Consider the following 17,365-nt stretch of genomic DNA (forward strand, 5'->3'; position numbering starts at 1 on the left):
CTCCACAGCGACCAAGGCTTCCAGTATACCCACAAGGAGTACCATGCCTTGTTGAAGCGCAAGAAAATGAAAGTGAGTATGTCGCGTAAGGGAAACTGTTGGGATAACGCCTGTATCGAGAGCTTCTTTGGACACCTGAAGTCGGAATGTTTTCGACTCGCCACGTTCTCGACCGAGGAAGAGCTTATTATGGCAATTGAACAATATATCCATTTTTACAACCACGAACGTTTTCAACAAAAACTAAACAACCTTAGTCCAATTGAGTACCGAACTAAGGTTGCTTAAGGCTGCTTTTTAAGGTTGTCTACTTGACAGGGTTAAGTTCAAAATAGCGGCTTTTTTGTTTTATCGGCACAAATTCTTGCCCCGATTCGAGGACAAGAACTTGTACCGATTGCCGAAAAGGACAAGAACATGAGCCGATTACCGATTAGATAAGTATCTAACTATGTTTCCATGCAAGCAGTTTAGTTGAAGATTAGTCACGGAGAACCATACCATACGCGCCGGCAAAAAATAGGGGTGTGGATAGACTTAAATATCCTTTTGGATTACCCCGATTCCTCTTGTGAGCCTTGCAGATTAAGCGTACGCAAGTTCGACATCAGGAAGGGCAGCACATGCTCGATGAATTGTTCCGCCGGCTCTTCCTGCCGTTGACTCCACTTCACAACCACCCCATAAATTGACCAACTGATCATCGTCGCGACCCATTCCATTCTTCGCTGCTCTTCCGCCGGGAGGTCTTTGACATGCGCCATGCAAGAGATGATGACATTGTACAGTTGTTGCTTGGCATTGTCCTCCATCGCCCGCGAAAGGGTTCGCCGTGCATTTAGCAGCTTCGTCGTTTCAATCTGCCACTCACAGACTGCCAGCATTAGATTGCGCAACAGCTCTGTACCCTGCATTTGCGTACCGGGAGGAATCCGTGTTGATAGAATCTCCGTAAATGCGCTGGTCATGGTTAACTCAAGCAATTCATATTTATCTTGATAATGGTTATAAAAGGTGGCTCGGTTCAGTTCAGCACGATCCATAATATCCTGAATCGAGAGGTCTTCGAAGTCCATTTCTACAAGCAAATCCGTAAATGCTTTCTGAATATATTTCCTCGTTCGCTTTGCGCGAGGATCATTCGGGTTCGCTAAACCCATCCCACACCATCTCCTTGTCTCGTGATCCGTAGCCGGGAAGGATACAATTTGGATCTATTGTTGTCTACACAACAGATCTGCTCTTTTGCTGATTGATTCGCATTGGAGATTACTATTAATATGGTAATTGACAACTGTTGTCTAGTCAACATTTATAGCTTAATTCATATGTGGGAGAGTGGGAAGGTGAAGGACTTATTCGTAGCAGGAGGTACTTCCGGGATGGGCAAAGGGATCGCCATTTATTATTTACGCCAGGGCAGCAGAGTGACGGTGACAGGCAGCAACCGTCTCCGGGGTAAGGAATTTCTAGACGAGGCTGCAAGACTTGGCGCCGCAGACCGGGCATCCTTTATTCAAGCTGATCTATTATCATTGTCTGAGAACCGCCGCGTCATTCAAGAAGTTCAACAACACCATATGTCGCTTGACGGACTGGTGCTTACAGCGATGCAACAATTTCCTAAACGGAAATTGACTCCAGATGGTTTTGAAAGCACTTTTGCGCTCTATTATGTCAGCCGATTTATTCTGAGTTATGGTTTAACGGAATTGTTGGAGAGGGGGACCAATCCGGTCATTGTAAGCATCGGAGGCACTGGAATGACGAAGGGAGTCGTTCACTACGATGACCTTACACTTCAACAGGGGTATGGTCTGTTGAAGGCGACTCTGCAGGGAGGACGGGCGAATGATTTGCTGGGGGTTGCGTATGCTGAGAACCACAAGACCGGGAAAACACGTTTCATACTAAACCATCCCGGATATACCCATAGCGGTACGAATCATTTGGCCCAGCCTTTCAAGGGAATATTGCGCGTAATGGGCAAGCTCTTCGCACAGCCGGTGGAGAGGAGTATTCAACCGATCATTAAGCTGATGGATAATCCTCCATCCCAGCCCCTCATTGCCTGGGACCGAACCAAGCCCGTTGATCTCGATCTCCCGACGCTTAGCAAGAAGGACGCACTAAAATTATATCAGTTGACCAAGCATATTCTTTAACATTTGGCCGAAATTGATGTTGGATAGGCCGCGATAGATATCTATTTGAAATACAAAGAATGAATGATGAATTGACAGGTGAATAATTGCAACAGTCAGACCTTGCATATTAGATCTGACTGTTTTTTGTCTGTGTAAAGTGAATAGCCGAAAAAGGTAATAATCCGAATGTCGAAGGACAAGAACATAGTCCGATTACCGATTAGATAAATATCTTATCGTTTTGCAATTATAGGATGGAATGATGATTGGCTTGTAAACCCGTGCACCCTAATTTATGGGTATCTTCTATCCTAATGTTAACTACGGTTTCCTTCATGAAACTAAGTCACTTCATTGAAATTGACATACCCAAAAGTGCGTACTTTTCAAGTATGTCAATTGAATTTATACTGAGTCAGAAATAACGAAAGGGGGAGAGATTAATTGGAATATCGGATCAAAATAGAGGATAGCAGTCTGCGACTTGGGTCGCGAATTGATATCGAGACTACGATGTTTCGTTCTGTAGACTCTAAAGAGAAATCGCATTGGGAACTCCCTGCTGGAGTGTACCGCGCAAAAGATATCGTCCGCGAAACAAGTGCATTACTCGAGGCGGTTTGCTTACAGCTTGGGGACTATGCTGCCGCTGAGTCGCTCTTAAGGAATCTCCAATCCAGCTTAGGAGTTTCCGGAAGAGAAGCCGTGCTGCCGTTGGCCTTAGTCGCCTCGGGAGATGAAACGAAACGCCCGTTCCTCGATCAGGCTCAAAAAATCGGAAACACGTTGTCTAGCTGGGCTCGAGAATATTATTTAGAGAAGTGGGCTTGGCTGATATACGGAGAGAAAGGCTTGCTCCAGCTTGTTCATCGAAGCCAGTGTGACAATCATCGATGGACGCCACAGGTGGTGAGCATTTTAATGGGGCCGAAGGGCAGCCCCGAAATCATGCAGTTGTTTAATGAGTATCTGCACCAACTTATCCTCCTGAGAGATGCGTTGATGCCTTTTGAGAACTGGGAGGAAGTTCCTATTATGATCGTGGAGGGGGATCAATCGAAGGGACTTCGTTTTATCGAGCCGGCGCGGAATCGTTTCCTCACAGAACTGATGGTCAAACAAATGCCTCACAGAGAGGTTGTACGCTTCGCGCAAAGTTTCCTAAGCCCTGAACTCTCCATGGTTGGATACGGATTTCAATATCGTCTCGGAATGGTGCTGCCTGCGGCAATTGGAAAACCGATTACGGCCGCAAAAAACTTACTCTGCTGGCATCCCGCTCATCTATTGCCGTATCAGAAGGACGGGCCGACAGACTCCGTTGTCTTCGATTATGCTGAGGGCGATTACTACGCAGCCACCCGCAGTTGGATCGGTTCCCGTACATCAGAGCAACAGAATAACAATGAAGCAAGTTTCCAAAACGAAATAGATATCGTACCCGAAGCAAAAGAACAAGGACGGGTTATATTAAATCTGAAATTGTCAGATGGAAATTACGAGTATCGTGTGGATGTTGGGCAAGCTATGCGAGGACACCGATATATGTATCGTCCTGAGCATATCCACGTATCCGCAGATCGTACAACCTGGCCGGAACGTTCTGAATGGATTGAACACACTGCTTCGGATATATTGGGGGTGACAGGACTCGCGGCGTTTGATGAAGATGGCGTTCACTACATTTCGGTTGGAGGCAATCCGCTCGTGGTGTGGGCACTGCTTGGCAAACTGTTTCCGCTAAACGTGGTTGTGATTATTGACGAACAAGCCGATGAGGTGGGGGCGCCGCATCTGGCAGGTAGTAAATTAAGAGGGTTAATTCTGTTGAATGGAAGCTATTCTCATCAAGTTGCTAACCGTTAACCTCATGTTCTTGTGTTGTGGATGGCAGTTCGTCGTCCGGAAATAACCGCATATAATCTGTCCCAAAGTCGCGAAGCTGGATTAATATAACCATGAGCGCCTCCCCCAATTGGGTTAGCGAATATTCGACCTTTGGCGGAACTACCGCATACACTTTCCGGGCGATTAATCCGTCGTTTTCCAAGTCTCTTAACTGCATCGTCAGCATTTTTTGCGTAGCTCCGGGCATCAACTTCTGAAGTTCGTTGAACCGGTAGGTTTGTTTCGATAAATGACTTAAAATCAAAGGCTTCCATTTTCCGCTTATTAATCCGAGAGTGATTTCAGAGGTACAAAGAAAAACGCTATTGCGGTATTCGATCATATTCAATACCCCTCTTTTTTTGTTATTAAAATCGACTAATCGTCCCTGTTTAATATGAATATTATCAAACCGAGCTCATCGTTTCAAGTATGAAACCCGTGCTCAAAAGGAGTAACCAAATATGTTGACCATTAAAAAAGTTGCCATTCTGCCGCTTGTGCTGGTGATATTGATCCTTATCTCGGCTTGCTCGGGACATAATGAAGTCTCCGATCAAATCACCGGATCGGCAAGCAGTTCTTCGAACGTTGAAACGGTAGACGGGCAGGCTGTCTACCCAATCCAAAATGGGTCCGAACTGACGTACTGGCTGCAAAGCCAGACGACGCTCAAACCGAGCGTTAACGATATTCCTTTTTATCAGGAATGGCAGCAACGGATCGGGGTACCGATTCGGTTTTCTGAGGTGTCTGCAACACAGGCAAAGGAATCGTTCAGCGTAATGCTTGCTTCAGGAAATTTACCCGACATTATCGAATATAATTGGCTGGATGGTGTGTCAGGTGGGCCTGAAAAGGCCTTGAAAGACGGATATATTTTAAAACTGAACGAACTCATCGACCGGCATGCGCCGAACTTGAAAAAGTATTTACAGGAGCATCCCGATATCGACAAATTGGTGAAAACGGACAACGGAGACTATTATGCATTTCCGTTTCTTAAAGAAGGCGGCATGACCACACAGTGGGCAGGTCCGGTGCTGCGCAAGGATTGGCTTCAGGAACTAAATTTGGATGTCCCCACAACGATCGACGAATGGCACCAAGTGTTGATCGCGTTCAAGGAGCGAAAAGGCGTACGTGCACCATTGACGTTTAGCAGCCAAACCCATGCGCTGCAAGGTTTTCTGGATGGAGCTTTTATCGGGGCATTCGGCGTGATCCGTGATTTTTATCACGAAGACGGGAAAGTGCTGTATGGTCCGCTGCAGCCCGGATATATGCAGTTTTTGAAAACAATGAATCAATGGTACGAAGAAGGATTGCTCGACCCGAACTTTACGCAGAACGACCGAAAAACGCAGGATGCGAATATGATGACAGGGGCTTCGGGAGCAACCGTCTCCTCGGGTGCCAATATCGACAAATGGGAGGCTGCTCTTAGGGATGGAGACCCGCAAGCGACTTTCGTGTTCGCGCCTTATCCCGTGCTGCAAAAAGGGGAAACTCCGAAGTTTGGACAGGAAGCGTGGATGTACGGGGCGGAAGCGTCTGCTGCGATATCCGCCAGCAGCAAGCATCCAGAGCTTGCCGTTCAAGTGCTTGATTATGCCTACGGAGAAGAGGGCTACCTGCTTTTCAATTATGGAATCGAAGGACAGTCATTCCATTGGAAAGACGGCAAACCGGAGCTGGCAGAATTAATCACGAGTAACCCAGACAAACTGTCCTACCTAGAAGCATTGACCCTCTACACCCATACCGTAAATCCAGGTCCGTACGTAGAATCTAAGGAGCTGATCGGTAAATTGGCCGTGACGAATGAGGATCACAATTACGACAACTGGAAAACGGACAACCTTAAGCACGTACTTCCGCCCGTGTCGATCACATCTGAGGAATCGAACGAATTTGCGCGCATTATGTCTGATGTCGACACGCTAGTCAACGAGATCACACTAAAGGTCATTCTGGGATCAGAACCGGCGGATGAAGCTTTTCGTGAGCTTACGGAAAAGCTGGAGTCTCTTGGTATCAGACGCGCGCTAGAAATTCAACAGGCTGCTTACGACCGTTTCCTGAACCGATGATCAGAAGAGTCGCCAAAGATTTCAAGCGTAACAAATGGCTCTATGTGCTCGCTATTCCAATCGTCGCTTATTATGTTTTATTTCAGTATTTGCCTATGTTCGGCGCGGTTATCGCATTTAAAGATTATTCACCGATTCAAGGGATTTGGGGAAGCGAATGGGTCGGATTGGAACATTTCAGATCTTTTATCGACAGCCACTATTTCTGGCGCTTGTTTCGGAACACCGTGCTGCTAAGTCTTTACTCCCTGGTATTCGATTTTACAGCTCCGATTGTATTGGCGCTTTTGATTCATGAAGTTCGCTCGCGATATGTCAAATCATTCGTACAGACGGTTTCGTTCATGCCTTATTTTATCTCGCTGATCGTCGTTTGCGGCTTGGTCAAGGATCTAACCCAGAGCGGCGGCATCGCGAATCTCGCCTTTACGTTTTTGACGGGGGGCGATGGACATGATTTGCTGCAGCAGCCAGGGCTGTTCCGCGGCATATACGTGATGTCCGAAATCTGGCAACGGGTCGGTTGGGAGTCGATTATTTATGCAGCAGCGCTATCGACGATCCCGCAGGCACAATACGAGGCAGCGCGTATAGATGGCGCAAGTCGCTTGCGGCAAATTCGAAGCATAACGCTGCCAGGGCTTCTACCGACGATTACAATCATGTTTATTTTGCGGATAGGTCATTTGATGGATGTAGGGTACGAAAAAATATTATTGCTTTATAATCCCGTGATCTATGAATCGGCGGATGTTATTTCCACGTTCGTCTATCGTAAAGGCTTACTCGACAATGACTGGAGTTTCAGTTCGGCCATTGGATTGTTTAACTCTGCAATCAATCTCCTGATGCTTGTTATCGCCAATGCGCTAACCCGAAAAACAAACCAAAACAGTTTGTGGTAAGGAGGGGAACCCATGCGTTTATCCGACCGTATACTTGACATTGCCGTGTACTTTCTGCTGACCACGCTGGTTGCTGTTACGCTTTATCCATTGATCTACGTCTTGTTCGCTTCGTTCAGCGATGGGGACCTGCTTATGGCTAGAAAGGGACTGCTGTGGAAACCAGCCGGTTTTAGTACACGGGCTTACGAGAGAGCGCTTGGCAATCCGGCGGTTTGGTCGGGCTACTGGAACACGCTTCGACTGGCTGGCGGAGGTCTCATTCTACATGTAACGATGGCGATTTTGGCGGCATACGTGCTATCGCGCCGCAATTTCATATGGAACAAGTTCCTAATGTTGTTTATTGTCGTAACCATGTTCTTTAATGCTGGGCTCATACCGTTCTATCTTGTAGTGAAAGATATGGGTATCATGAACACCATGTGGGCTCTGCTCCTTCCGTTTGCGGTAAATACGTTTCACCTGATTATTTTGCGAACCGCCTTTTTGTCGTTGCCTGTTGAACTTGAGGAGTCGGCCCAGATCGACGGTGCCAATCACTTGACCGTGCTTCTAAAAATAGTGATCCCGTTGTCCATGCCAGTCATTAGCGTAATTATGTTATACACGGCGGCAGACAAATGGAACATGTGGTTTATTCCATCGCTATTCATACAAGATCGTACATTGTATCCGCTACAATTGGTGTTGCGCGAGATTTTGATCAACAACGGGACGGATAACATTTCTTTTGGAGCAGGTGTAGGAGAAGCTCGAAACATCGGAGAAACGATCAAATATGCTACAATCGTGATTGCGACTATGCCCATTCTGTGTATTTATCCGTTTCTCCAGAAGTATTTTGTGAAGAGTGCTTTCTTAGGAGCGGTCAAGGGATAAGGATCATACTAAGAATGCCATGATAATCGATTAAGGATCCGCTGAACGCATCACATTGACACGTTGTACGGTTGGAAGTACAATATAACTACTATATAAGTAGGAATAATTGGATATAAGTGCTGTATACGGAGTTGACCAGAAATACTGGAGACTGAAGGGGTTCCCAAGGGACGATGCCTTCAGTCTCCTTTTGGTTTGTATAGGAGAAAAAGGAGATGAACCATGATGACAGATCAGCAGAACCTTTCAAAAAAATGGAGATTCGATACGTTGCAAGTGCACGCTGGGCAAGAGGCGGATCCGGTGACGGGCGCAAGAGCGGTACCTATTTACCAAAGCTCTTCCTTTGTATTCAAGAATACGGAGCACGCTCGTGCTGTGCTGAATTTTGAAGAGCCGGGGAACACCTATACCCGAATCAGCAATCCGACGAATGAGGTGCTGGAGCAGCGAATAGCTGCCTTGGAGGGTGGCTCTGGCGCGCTCGCTGTGGCCTCGGGTTCGACGGCCGTCACGTATTCCATATTTAATATTGCAGGGGCCGGCGATGAGATTGTAGCCGCGAACACCCTTTATGGCGGAACCTACAACTTGCTTGCCGTCACGCTGCCCAAGCTTGGCATCCGGACGACGTTTGTCAGCCCGGATGATCCCGAGAATTTCCGGCACGCCATCAACGAGCATACAAAAGCCCTTTTCATTGAATCGATTGGAAATCCGGGGCTCAACGTACCGGACCTCAGGCGCATTGCGGATATAGCCCATGAACATGGAATCCCGTTAATCGTAGACAACACCTTCGGAACACCGTATCTGATCAGACCGATTGAGCATGGCGCCGATATCGTTGTCCATTCGGCGACGAAATATATCGGGGGCCATGGCACCACCATCGGCGGCCTGATTGTGGACGGCGGCAGGTTTGATTGGGAGAGCGGCAAATTCCCGGGGCTTACGGAGCCTGATCCAAGCTATAACGGGATCCGGTACCTGGAGAAATTCGGCGAGACCGCTTATATTACGAAGCTGCGCGTTCAATTTCTGCGTGACATCGGGGCAGCCATCAGCCCGTTCAACTCCTTCTTGCTGCTGCAAGGACTCGAGACGCTGTCGCTGCGGCTGGAGAAGCATTTGTCCAATACGAATCGCATCGTGCAGTATCTGAACGAGCATCCCGAAGTGGCCTGGGTCAATTACCCGGGACTTGCATCAAGCCCTTACTATGAACTGGGTCAAATCTACTTCCCGAAAGGCGCAGGTTCTATCTTTACTTTCGGCTTAAAAGGCGGGTTTGAGGCAGCCAATCGATTTATTGACAGCCTGGAGCTGTTCTCCCATCTGGCCAATGTCGCGGATGCCAAGTCGTTGGTCATTCACCCTGCCAGTACGACCCATGCCCAGCTATCGCCGGAGCAGCAGCTCTCCGGCGGCATAACGCCGGATCTGATCCGACTGTCCGTTGGCATCGAGGATCCGCTGGATCTTATTGACGATTTGGAGCAGGCCTTGCAGAAAGCCGGAAGTTTAGCCGGGAAACCGGCAGGAACGCTGCAAGCATAAGAAGCTGATCGAGCCAGTCCGTAAGCTGACTGGCTTCTTTTTCACGAAGATGAAATTGGAACGTCAGAGGGGGCCGGTGTAGTCCGGCTATTCTGACGGAGTAGATGAAACGACCAACGATATCATCACGTTGGCCTGATACAAAGAAGCACCTCCCGTTTCACTACGGGTGGGCGCTTTAGCATGCGGGGCGATGACTCCTCCAACGTTCGGGGCATGGAGGTTATCTGTCGGTCCTATCGATCAACGCTAGCGCTTAACGCGTGGCAGCCTGCGCCTCAGACGCTGTACGGAAGCGGTTGGGAGGGATCGGCAGACCGAAATGCTCCCGTAACGTGCTTCCGGTATATTCCCGCCGGAACAGTCCCCGTTCCTGGAGGAGCGGGACAACCCCGTCCACAAAATCCTCGAGCCCATCGGGAAGGCCGGGAGCCATGAGCATGAAGCCATCCGCGGCGCCTTCCTTGAACCAATGTTCCAGCGTATTCGCGATTTTCTCCGGCGTACCGACCAAGTGGTCCCCGCTGAAGGAGCCGATAATGAGCGAATAGATTTCGCGCAGTGTAGGATTCTCCCTTGCGATGACGGGCTGATGTTTGGGATAGTCCGGATTCCTCGCCTGCAGGATGTCCAGTCCGGCTTCCTGAGCGGTGGTTTCAGGCGTGAAGCCGGTAAAATCGACATCCTTAAAATAATCCGCCAAAAAATCCAGAATCGTCTCATCCGTAAGCAGCTCCTCAAACTGCTTGCGCTTGCGCAGCGCATCGTCCTCTGTCGCGCCGATGACCGGCGAGATCCCAAGGACAATGGATACATCATCCGGATTTCTGCCGGAAGCCGCAATCTTCTGTTTGAAGGCTTGATAGTATTCCCGTGCATCTTCGAAATTGTATTTAATTGCAAAAATCACTTCGCCCACGTTTGCGGCAAACTGCTGACCGGCAGCGGAGTTGCCGGCTTGGACCAGAACCGGCTGCCCCTGCGGGGAGCGTGCGATGTTAAGCGGCCCCTCCACGGAGAAGAATTCGCCCCGATGTTGAAGGCGATGAAGCTTATCTGGCTCGAAGAAGCGTCCGGAAGACTTGTCGAAGACAAAGGCATCATCCTCCCACGAATCCCAGAGGCCGCGAACGACATCTACGAACTCGGCAGCTCTAAGGTAGCGATGCTCCAGCTCATAATGCTCTGCAGCGCCGAAGTTCCGTGCCGTATTGCCGGATAAGTCCCGGGTCGTGACGATGTTCCAGCCTACCCGCCCCTTGCTGATATGGTCTGCGGACATCAGCTGGCGCGCCAGGTTGAAGGGCTCCACATAAGAGGTGGAAGCCGTGGCGACCAGCCCGATGCGGGAGGTCGCGCCCGCCAGGGCGGAGATCAGTGTGATAGGCTCGAACCGGTTCAGGATGTTAGGATGGGACTCTTCGTTAATGGCCAGACTGTCGGCCAGAAACACCATGTCGAATTTGCCACGTTCCGCAGTTTGGGCAAGCGTTCGGTAATAATCGATGTTGATGCTTGCCCCGGGCATAGCATCGTCGCGCCGCCAAGAAGAGGCGTGCATGCCGGTGCCTACAAGGTAAGCCGATAATTTGATTTCTTTCTTCCGGGTCACGGTCTTCACTCCTTATGGATGAATAAAAAAAGACACTTTCCTCCAAAGGATCGGGGAAAAGTGTCTCCAGTTGACTGGTAGACTTAATCTTACATTATCAAGATCGGAATAATGGACTATATAAGCTTAACTGAATGTTAATAAGCAATGCCGCCGTTGTCAACCCGTAACTTACTCATTATATGAATCGCTGACTTGAGGAAACACGCCAGCGAAAATAGGTTATTGACGAGACGTACAAACTGCGATACGATATCACACAAATCCAATTGTCATTGTCGGAATAATGCCATTTACCAGTCAACTGGAGATGTCTGCTGCTAATCGGAAGATTAGCGCGGCATCTCTTTTTTTATCCTTATTTTCTGTCGGAAAGGTGAAATATCGATGTCCATTCAAGATTCAATCCGAACGGAACGGGGCATTCCCGTACCGATGCGGGACGGCGTCCGCCTGTATGCGGATGTTTACCGGCCGAATGATGACCAATCTTATCCAGTGCTGCTGCTGCGAACTCCGTACAACAGGCAGGATGCGCAGACGATGAATTACGCGCATCCGAGCTGGTATGCCCGGCACGGGTATGTAGTGGTCGTGCAGGATGCCAGAGGCCGATGGTCCTCGGAGGGAGCGTTTCATCCATACATTCATGAGGCCGAGGACGGCTATGACACCATTGAGTGGGCAGCCTCACTTCCGTACGCCATACCGAAGGTCGGCATGTACGGATTCTCGTACGCGGGTGCCATGCAGTGGCTGGCGGCCACCAGCAGACCGCCTCATCTGGCCTGCATCGCACCTGCCATGATCGGCTCCGACTCCTATCAGGGCAAAGCCTACCGAAACGGTGCCCTGAGCCTGGCCTTGCAGCAATCGTGGATGTTGTTCGCGGCCCAGGACACCGCGCTTCGCCGCGGACGCGGGGACTGGGCAGCCGAGCTGTCGGCGTTATACGGGGACGTGTTTTCCTTTTACAAGCGATTGCCGCTGAACGATCCGCCCGAGTCGGTTAAGGAGCTCGCACCTTACTATCTGGAATGGCTGAGGCATCCGTCCCGTGACGAGTATTGGCATGCTACTTCCTTGAAAGAAAAGTATGAATCGGTCGAGGTGCCTGCGCTTCATATTGGCGGGTGGTACGACATTTTTATTGACGGGACGATCGAGAACTTCACCGGGATCCGTAAGCGGGGGGCCACGGAGAACGCAAAGGCACACCAGTATTTGTACATAGAGCCGTGGTTTCACATGCCGTGGTCGAGATATGTCGGGGAGTTGGATTTCGGACCGGAAGCGGCCAACCGGGTAGATCAACTGCAGCTCCGGTTGTTTGACCGTTGGCTGAAAGGGAAGGAGCCGCTTCATGAACTGGCCCCGGTCACCTATTTTCGAATGGGAAGCAATACCTGGCACGAAGCGGAGCAGTGGCCACCAGCCGAAGCACAGGATACGGCTTACTATCTTCACAGCGCGTCGAGAGCGAACTCGATCCATGGTGACGGAACGCTGACCACGAGCGCGCCGGTTGAGGAGTATCCCGACACGTATGTGTACCATCCTTCGATCCCAGTGCCCGCACTCGGCGGCCGTTCCGGCGCCGTGCCCGATTTAACGCCGATGGGTCCTCGCAATCAGATACCGAATGAGGTTCGGAATGATGTGCTGGTCTATTCGACGGAGCCTCTCCAGGAGGAGCTGGTTCTTAGCGGGGAGGTGACGGTTGAGCTGTATGCATCCACTTCGGCCGAGGATACGGATTTTGTCGCAAAGCTTGTCGATGCGTACCCGGACGGGCGTTCCTATAATATCGCGGAGGGCATCGTGAGAGCGAGCTACCGACATGGTTTATCGGCTCCCGAGGCGGTTGTGCCGGGTGAAGTGCACCGATACGAAATATCGCTTGGGCCGACGGCAGCCGTGTTCCGCCCAGGCCACCGCATCCGCCTTCATGTCACAAGCTCGCTGTTTCCGACCTTTGACCGTAATCCGAACCGGGTGATGAATCCGGGGGAAGCGACGGAGGCCGACTTCGTGACGGCGACTCAGACGATATACCATGATGAGCTGCATCCATCGAAGCTTTGGCTGCCGATCATCCATGAATAAGACAGGGAGGTAAAGGAATTTGGCGATCAACTTCATTTGGTTTGATCTGGGATACACATTAGTGTATCAGGACAGGGAACAGGTTTACGTCCGCTACCTGGCGGAGCAAGGGGTGAGCATTCCGCAGGAGCGGATCGAAGAGGCGTACCATCTGGCGGATAAACATTTCATGAGGGATTACCCGGGGGTGCTGGCCAAGGAACGCGATACCTTTTTTCCATGGTACTTGGGCGTGCTCAATCATTCGCTGGGCTTGCATTTTGATCTGACGAAGCAATACCGGCGGATTTTGGAGGTTCAGCTGGAGCTGGAATGCGTCGGCTGGCGTTCGTTTCCATTCACCCGCCCCGTTCTGGAGAACTTGAAAGAACACTCCTACGGGGTGGGCCTTATCAGCAATTGGGATCATACCGCAAGGGATGTATTGGAGAGAAATGGCTTGCTGCCGCTCCTTGATGAGATCGTGATCTCTTCAGAAGTGGGAATCGAGAAGCCGGATCGGGCGATATTTCAGTTAGCGCTGGAGCGCGCCGGGATATCCCCCGAGGAAAGCCTGTACGTCGGTGATAACTATTACGATGACGTCATCGGGAGTGAGCGGGCGGGCATGCAGAGCTACCTGATCAACCGGTTCGGTACGCTGGGGATCGAGGAGCTGGATTCGGTCCAGCTGATTTCATCGATACAAGAGCTTCCGCAGCGATTATCCGTTTCATCCAAAATCATCTCTTAAATAAGAAAAGGAGGGGGCATACCTATGAGAAAAAATCGCAGATTGCGTCATGGCATGAGTATTTTAACGATGGCTTTATTGATTCTGTTTACGGCCGCTTGCGGCAATAACAACGCTGCTGCTCCAACCGGCAGTCCAGAGGGGGGAACCAATGGAGGCGGCGACGGCGTTGCCAATACGTCATCTGCGCCGGCACCGGAAATCAAGACGGAGCAATCCGCCGGAGCCAAGGTGCAGGGCGGCGACGTTGTCGTCATTATTTTGCAGGATCTTGACTTCCTCGATCCTCACCTGGCGGTGGCAGCCGGCACGAATGAAGTGCTGTTCAATGTGTTCGAGGGGCTGTTGAAGCCAAACGAGGAGGGCGAGCTTAATCCGGCTATTGCGGAATCTTACGAAGTTTCGGATGACGGTCTGATCTATACGTTCAAGCTGCGAAGCGGGGTGAAATTCCATAATGGGAACCCGGTAACCGCAGAGGATGTGGCGTATTCTTATTCCCGCTTGGCTGGGCTGGATACGGGAAAACCGCTGCAGTCGGCTTTCGAGGACGTTCAGTCGGTTGAGGCCAAGGACGATTCCACGATTGAGATCCAATTGAAGCAGAACAGCTCCTCCTTTTTGACGGCATTGACCTCTGCGGTCATTCCGAAGGGGTATGAAGACAGCAATAAGAACCCGATTGGCACAGGACCGTTCAAGTTTAAGGAATACTTGCCCGGGCAGCGGCTCGTTGTCGAGAAGTTCCCGGATTATTATGTGAAGGATGTGCCTTCGCTCGACAAGGTCGAATTCCGGATCATTACGGATGCGGAAGCAGGACTGCTGGCTTTGAAATCCGGAGAGGTGGATGTATTCCCGCGGATCGGGACGGAGCGGCTGGAGGAGATAGCCAACGACTATACCACCCTGAGCGCGCCGCAAAATCTGGTGCAGCTGGTTGCCTTCAATAACGCCAAGAAACCGTTCAGCGACATTAAAGTTCGCCAAGCCCTGAATTTCGCCATCAATAAGGATGAAATCATTCAAGGGGTTGCGCTCGGTTACGGTACGAAGATCGGTTCGAACCTGAGCCCCGTGCTTGCAAAATATTATCAGGAAGGTCTCGAAAATCAATATGACACCGATCTGGAGAAAGCCAAGTCTTTGCTTGCCGAAGCGGGTTATCCGAACGGGTTTGAGACGACGCTCTCCGTGCCTTCCAACTACCAGTTCCATGTGGATACGGCCCAAGTCGTTGCTGCGCAACTGGAGCAGATCGGCGTGAAAGTCAAAATCGAACCGGTGGAGTGGGCCGTATGGCTCGAACGGATCTATAAGGGCCGCGATTATGAGCTGACGATCATTGGCCTTGACGGCAAGCTGGATCCGTATCAGATTTTGAACAAATATATTTCCGATGCATCCAACAATTTCTTCAATTATAACAACCCTGAATTTGATACTGTCCTCAGTTCGGCGGTAACCGAAGTGGATGATGCGAAACGGGTGGAGCTGTATAAGAAAGCCCAACAAATTCTAGCCGAAGATGCTGCTGCGATTTACATCATGGACCCGAACTCCAATGTGGCGCTCAATAAGAAACTTGCGGGTTACAAGCAGTATCCGCTCTATGTCCAAGATCTGTCGAGTGTCTACTTCACGGAATAGGGGGCTGGAGGTGCCCGGATGAACTACTATGCAAGACGAACGCTCACGCTGCTGCTGACGATGCTGTTTATTGTGGTGCTGACATTCTCCGTGTTCCGCATCATTCCCGGCAATCCGGCGCTTACCATTCTTGGCGTAGAGGCCACGGATGAGCAAATTGCGATGCTGGAGGCGAAGCTCGGCACGGATCGCCCGCTTGGCGAGCAATTTATCGACTGGATTCAGGGCATTGCGATATTGGACTTCGGGGAATCCTTAAGGTTCTCCGAGCCGGTTCTGGATTTAATCGCAGCCCGTCTGCCGGTCACGTTTTCCCTGGCTGTGCTGGCTATGGCAATTACGGTATGCGTAGCCATACCGCTGGGCATACTGGCAGCCCGGACCAAGGGAAAGCTCGTGGATATGGTTGTATCGATAGGTACCCAGATCGGTCTAGCCGTTCCTTCGTTCTGGATGGGTATCATTCTGATTTTGGTCTTCGGCCTTACCCTCAAATGGGTGTCGGTCAGCACGTACGTCGGATGGTCGGAGAGTCCGCTATTCGCCCTGCGATCCTTGCTGCTTCCCGCCATCGCGCTCGCGATTCCGCAGATTGCTATCGTGGTGCGGTACTTGCGGACGACGATGCTGGAGCAGCTGAACCTGGATTATGTAAGGACTGCTCGAAGCAAAGGGCTGCCTGAGAAAGACGTTCATTACCGGCATGTGCTGAAGAATGCGCTGCTGCCCGTCATTACGATTATCGGCATTCATTTTGGCGAGCTGCTCGCCGGCAGCCTGGTCATTGAGCAGGTATTTACACTCCCGGGCTTCGGCAGCCTGCTCATAACGGCCATTGGAAACCGCGACTATCCGCTGGTGCAAGGGTTGGTACTGATCATAGCCTTTACCGTCATTACGATTAATTTCTTGGTTGATCTGTCCTACCGCTGGCTGGATCCGCAAATCCGATTAAAGTAGGAGCTAAGCTATGATGAATAGAAAATACAGCTTAAGTTTGGTGCTGGGGATGACGTTTGTATCGTTGCTGCTTGCAATCATGCTGATCAGCCTGTTTTATACCCCGCACGCCGTCAACGTCATGAAGATTGCGGATCGGCTGCAAGGGCCGAGCTGGAATCATTGGCTGGGAACCGACAACTTCGGAAGAGACGTGCTTAGCCGCGTCATGGTCGGAGCTCAGACCGCGTTTATGGTTGGAGCCGTATCCGTCGGAATCGGGTTGACCGGAGGATTGATCATCGGAACCTTGGCCGGTTACGCGGGCAAATGGCTGGATGAGCTCCTCATGAGGGGGACCGATGCATTGCTAGCATTCCCCGGCATACTCATCGCTTTGCTACTCGTCACGATTTACCAGCCCAGCATGTTCCAGACGATGCTGGCCATCGGAATATTATCCATTCCGTCGTTTGCGCGGGTCATTCGCAGCGGGGTGCTGCAGCATCGCGAAGCGGAATATGTGAAGGCTGCAAGAGGCATCGGCGCAGGTCACATGAACATTATTTTCATTCAGATTCTTCCCAATATAGCGTCCTCTATCGTCACTACGGCAGCTTTAAGCTTCTCGACCGCGATTCTGGTGGAGGCTGCGCTCAGTTATTTGGGACTAGGCGTGCAGCCGCCGGACCCAAGCTGGGGAAGAATGCTGAACGAATCGCAGAGCTTTCTGGGCAAGGCCCCATGGTTTACCCTCGCACCGGGGCTGGTAATCACGCTGACCGTGCTCGGTTTTAATCTCCTAAGCGACGGGGTCCGCGATGTCCGGGATAAGAGAGGATAGAGGT

General features: G+C 50.7%; 15 protein-coding genes. 12 read left to right on the forward strand and 3 right to left on the reverse strand.

What is annotated here, in order from left to right:
- Window positions 1-288, forward strand: a 288-nt coding sequence (locus tag BMX45_RS19085) for an IS3 family transposase (protein WP_139212467.1), incomplete at its 5' end; no start/stop codon positions are given.
- A 266-nt stretch (window positions 289-554) separates the two neighbouring features.
- Here BMX45_RS19085 and BMX45_RS19090 read toward each other — a convergent pair.
- Window positions 555-1,160, reverse strand: a complete 606-nt coding sequence (locus BMX45_RS19090; protein WP_090911045.1) for a TetR family transcriptional regulator — start codon at window positions 1,158-1,160, stop codon at window positions 555-557.
- A gap of 168 nt (window positions 1,161-1,328) precedes the next feature.
- Here BMX45_RS19090 and BMX45_RS19095 point away from each other — a divergent pair, with 168 nt between their 5' ends.
- Window positions 1,329-2,165: an SDR family NAD(P)-dependent oxidoreductase gene (locus tag BMX45_RS19095; RefSeq protein ID WP_302847924.1), complete on the forward strand. Its 837-nt coding sequence runs from the start codon at window positions 1,329-1,331 to the stop codon at window positions 2,163-2,165.
- 426 nt (window positions 2,166-2,591) lie between these two features.
- Entirely contained in the window at window positions 2,592-4,013 is a 1,422-nt protein-coding gene (locus BMX45_RS19100) for a hypothetical protein (RefSeq protein WP_090911046.1), read from the forward strand.
- On the opposite strand, the gene BMX45_RS19105 is transcribed toward BMX45_RS19100, so the two are convergent.
- The gene (locus BMX45_RS19105; protein ID WP_090911047.1) at window positions 4,003-4,377 is read right to left on the reverse strand and encodes a winged helix-turn-helix transcriptional regulator; all 375 of its coding nucleotides are present in this window, start codon (window positions 4,375-4,377) and stop codon (window positions 4,003-4,005) included. The two genes, BMX45_RS19100 and BMX45_RS19105, sit on opposite strands and share 11 nt — an antisense overlap.
- A 121-nt stretch (window positions 4,378-4,498) precedes the next feature.
- Between BMX45_RS19105 and BMX45_RS19110 the strand changes: the two genes are divergently transcribed.
- The 4 genes from BMX45_RS19110 (at window position 4,499) to BMX45_RS19125 (ending at window position 9,477) form a co-directional block, all read left to right on the forward strand.
- On the forward strand, window positions 4,499-6,127 hold the full coding sequence (locus tag BMX45_RS19110) for an extracellular solute-binding protein (protein ID WP_090911048.1): 1,629 nt from the start codon (window positions 4,499-4,501) through the stop codon (window positions 6,125-6,127).
- Entirely contained in the window at window positions 6,124-7,032 is a 909-nt protein-coding gene (locus BMX45_RS19115; RefSeq protein WP_090911049.1) for an ABC transporter permease, read from the forward strand. The genes BMX45_RS19110 and BMX45_RS19115 overlap by 4 nt, the downstream gene beginning before the upstream one ends.
- Window positions 7,033-7,044: 12 nt before the next feature.
- Entirely contained in the window at window positions 7,045-7,914 is an 870-nt protein-coding gene (locus BMX45_RS19120; RefSeq protein WP_090911050.1) for a carbohydrate ABC transporter permease, read from the forward strand.
- A 228-nt stretch (window positions 7,915-8,142) separates the two neighbouring features.
- On the forward strand, window positions 8,143-9,477 hold the full coding sequence (locus tag BMX45_RS19125) for an O-acetylhomoserine aminocarboxypropyltransferase/cysteine synthase family protein (protein ID WP_217648129.1): 1,335 nt from the start codon (window positions 8,143-8,145) through the stop codon (window positions 9,475-9,477).
- 256 nt (window positions 9,478-9,733) lie between these two features.
- On the opposite strand, the gene BMX45_RS19130 is transcribed toward BMX45_RS19125, so the two are convergent.
- Complete coding sequence (locus BMX45_RS19130; RefSeq protein ID WP_090911052.1) at window positions 9,734-11,089, reverse strand: LLM class flavin-dependent oxidoreductase; 1,356 nt, start codon at window positions 11,087-11,089, stop codon at window positions 9,734-9,736.
- A 387-nt stretch (window positions 11,090-11,476) separates the two neighbouring features.
- Between BMX45_RS19130 and BMX45_RS19135 the strand changes: the two genes are divergently transcribed.
- Genes BMX45_RS19135 through BMX45_RS19155 form a run of 5 tightly spaced genes read left to right on the forward strand, consistent with a single transcriptional unit; the run spans window position 11,477 to window position 17,361 of the window.
- Window positions 11,477-13,195: a CocE/NonD family hydrolase gene (locus BMX45_RS19135; RefSeq protein WP_090911053.1), complete on the forward strand. Its 1,719-nt coding sequence runs from the start codon at window positions 11,477-11,479 to the stop codon at window positions 13,193-13,195.
- A 19-nt stretch (window positions 13,196-13,214) separates the two neighbouring features.
- Window positions 13,215-13,928 (forward strand): HAD family hydrolase, encoded by a 714-nt coding sequence (locus BMX45_RS19140; RefSeq protein WP_090911054.1) that lies wholly within the window; start codon window positions 13,215-13,217, stop codon window positions 13,926-13,928.
- 24 nt (window positions 13,929-13,952) lie between these two features.
- Window positions 13,953-15,578, forward strand: a complete 1,626-nt coding sequence (locus tag BMX45_RS19145; RefSeq protein WP_090911055.1) for an ABC transporter substrate-binding protein — start codon at window positions 13,953-13,955, stop codon at window positions 15,576-15,578.
- Between the two features lie 18 nt (window positions 15,579-15,596).
- Window positions 15,597-16,538: an ABC transporter permease gene (locus BMX45_RS19150; RefSeq protein ID WP_090911056.1), complete on the forward strand. Its 942-nt coding sequence runs from the start codon at window positions 15,597-15,599 to the stop codon at window positions 16,536-16,538.
- 13 nt (window positions 16,539-16,551) lie between these two features.
- A complete protein-coding gene (locus tag BMX45_RS19155) occupies window positions 16,552-17,361 on the forward strand; it encodes an ABC transporter permease (protein ID WP_041622187.1) in 810 nt (269 codons plus the stop codon).
- The last annotated feature ends 4 nt before the right edge of the window (window positions 17,362-17,365 follow it).

Source organism: Paenibacillus sp. cl141a (genome assembly GCF_900109305.1).
Taxonomy (GTDB): domain Bacteria; phylum Bacillota; class Bacilli; order Paenibacillales; family Paenibacillaceae; genus Paenibacillus_AQ; species Paenibacillus_AQ lautus_A.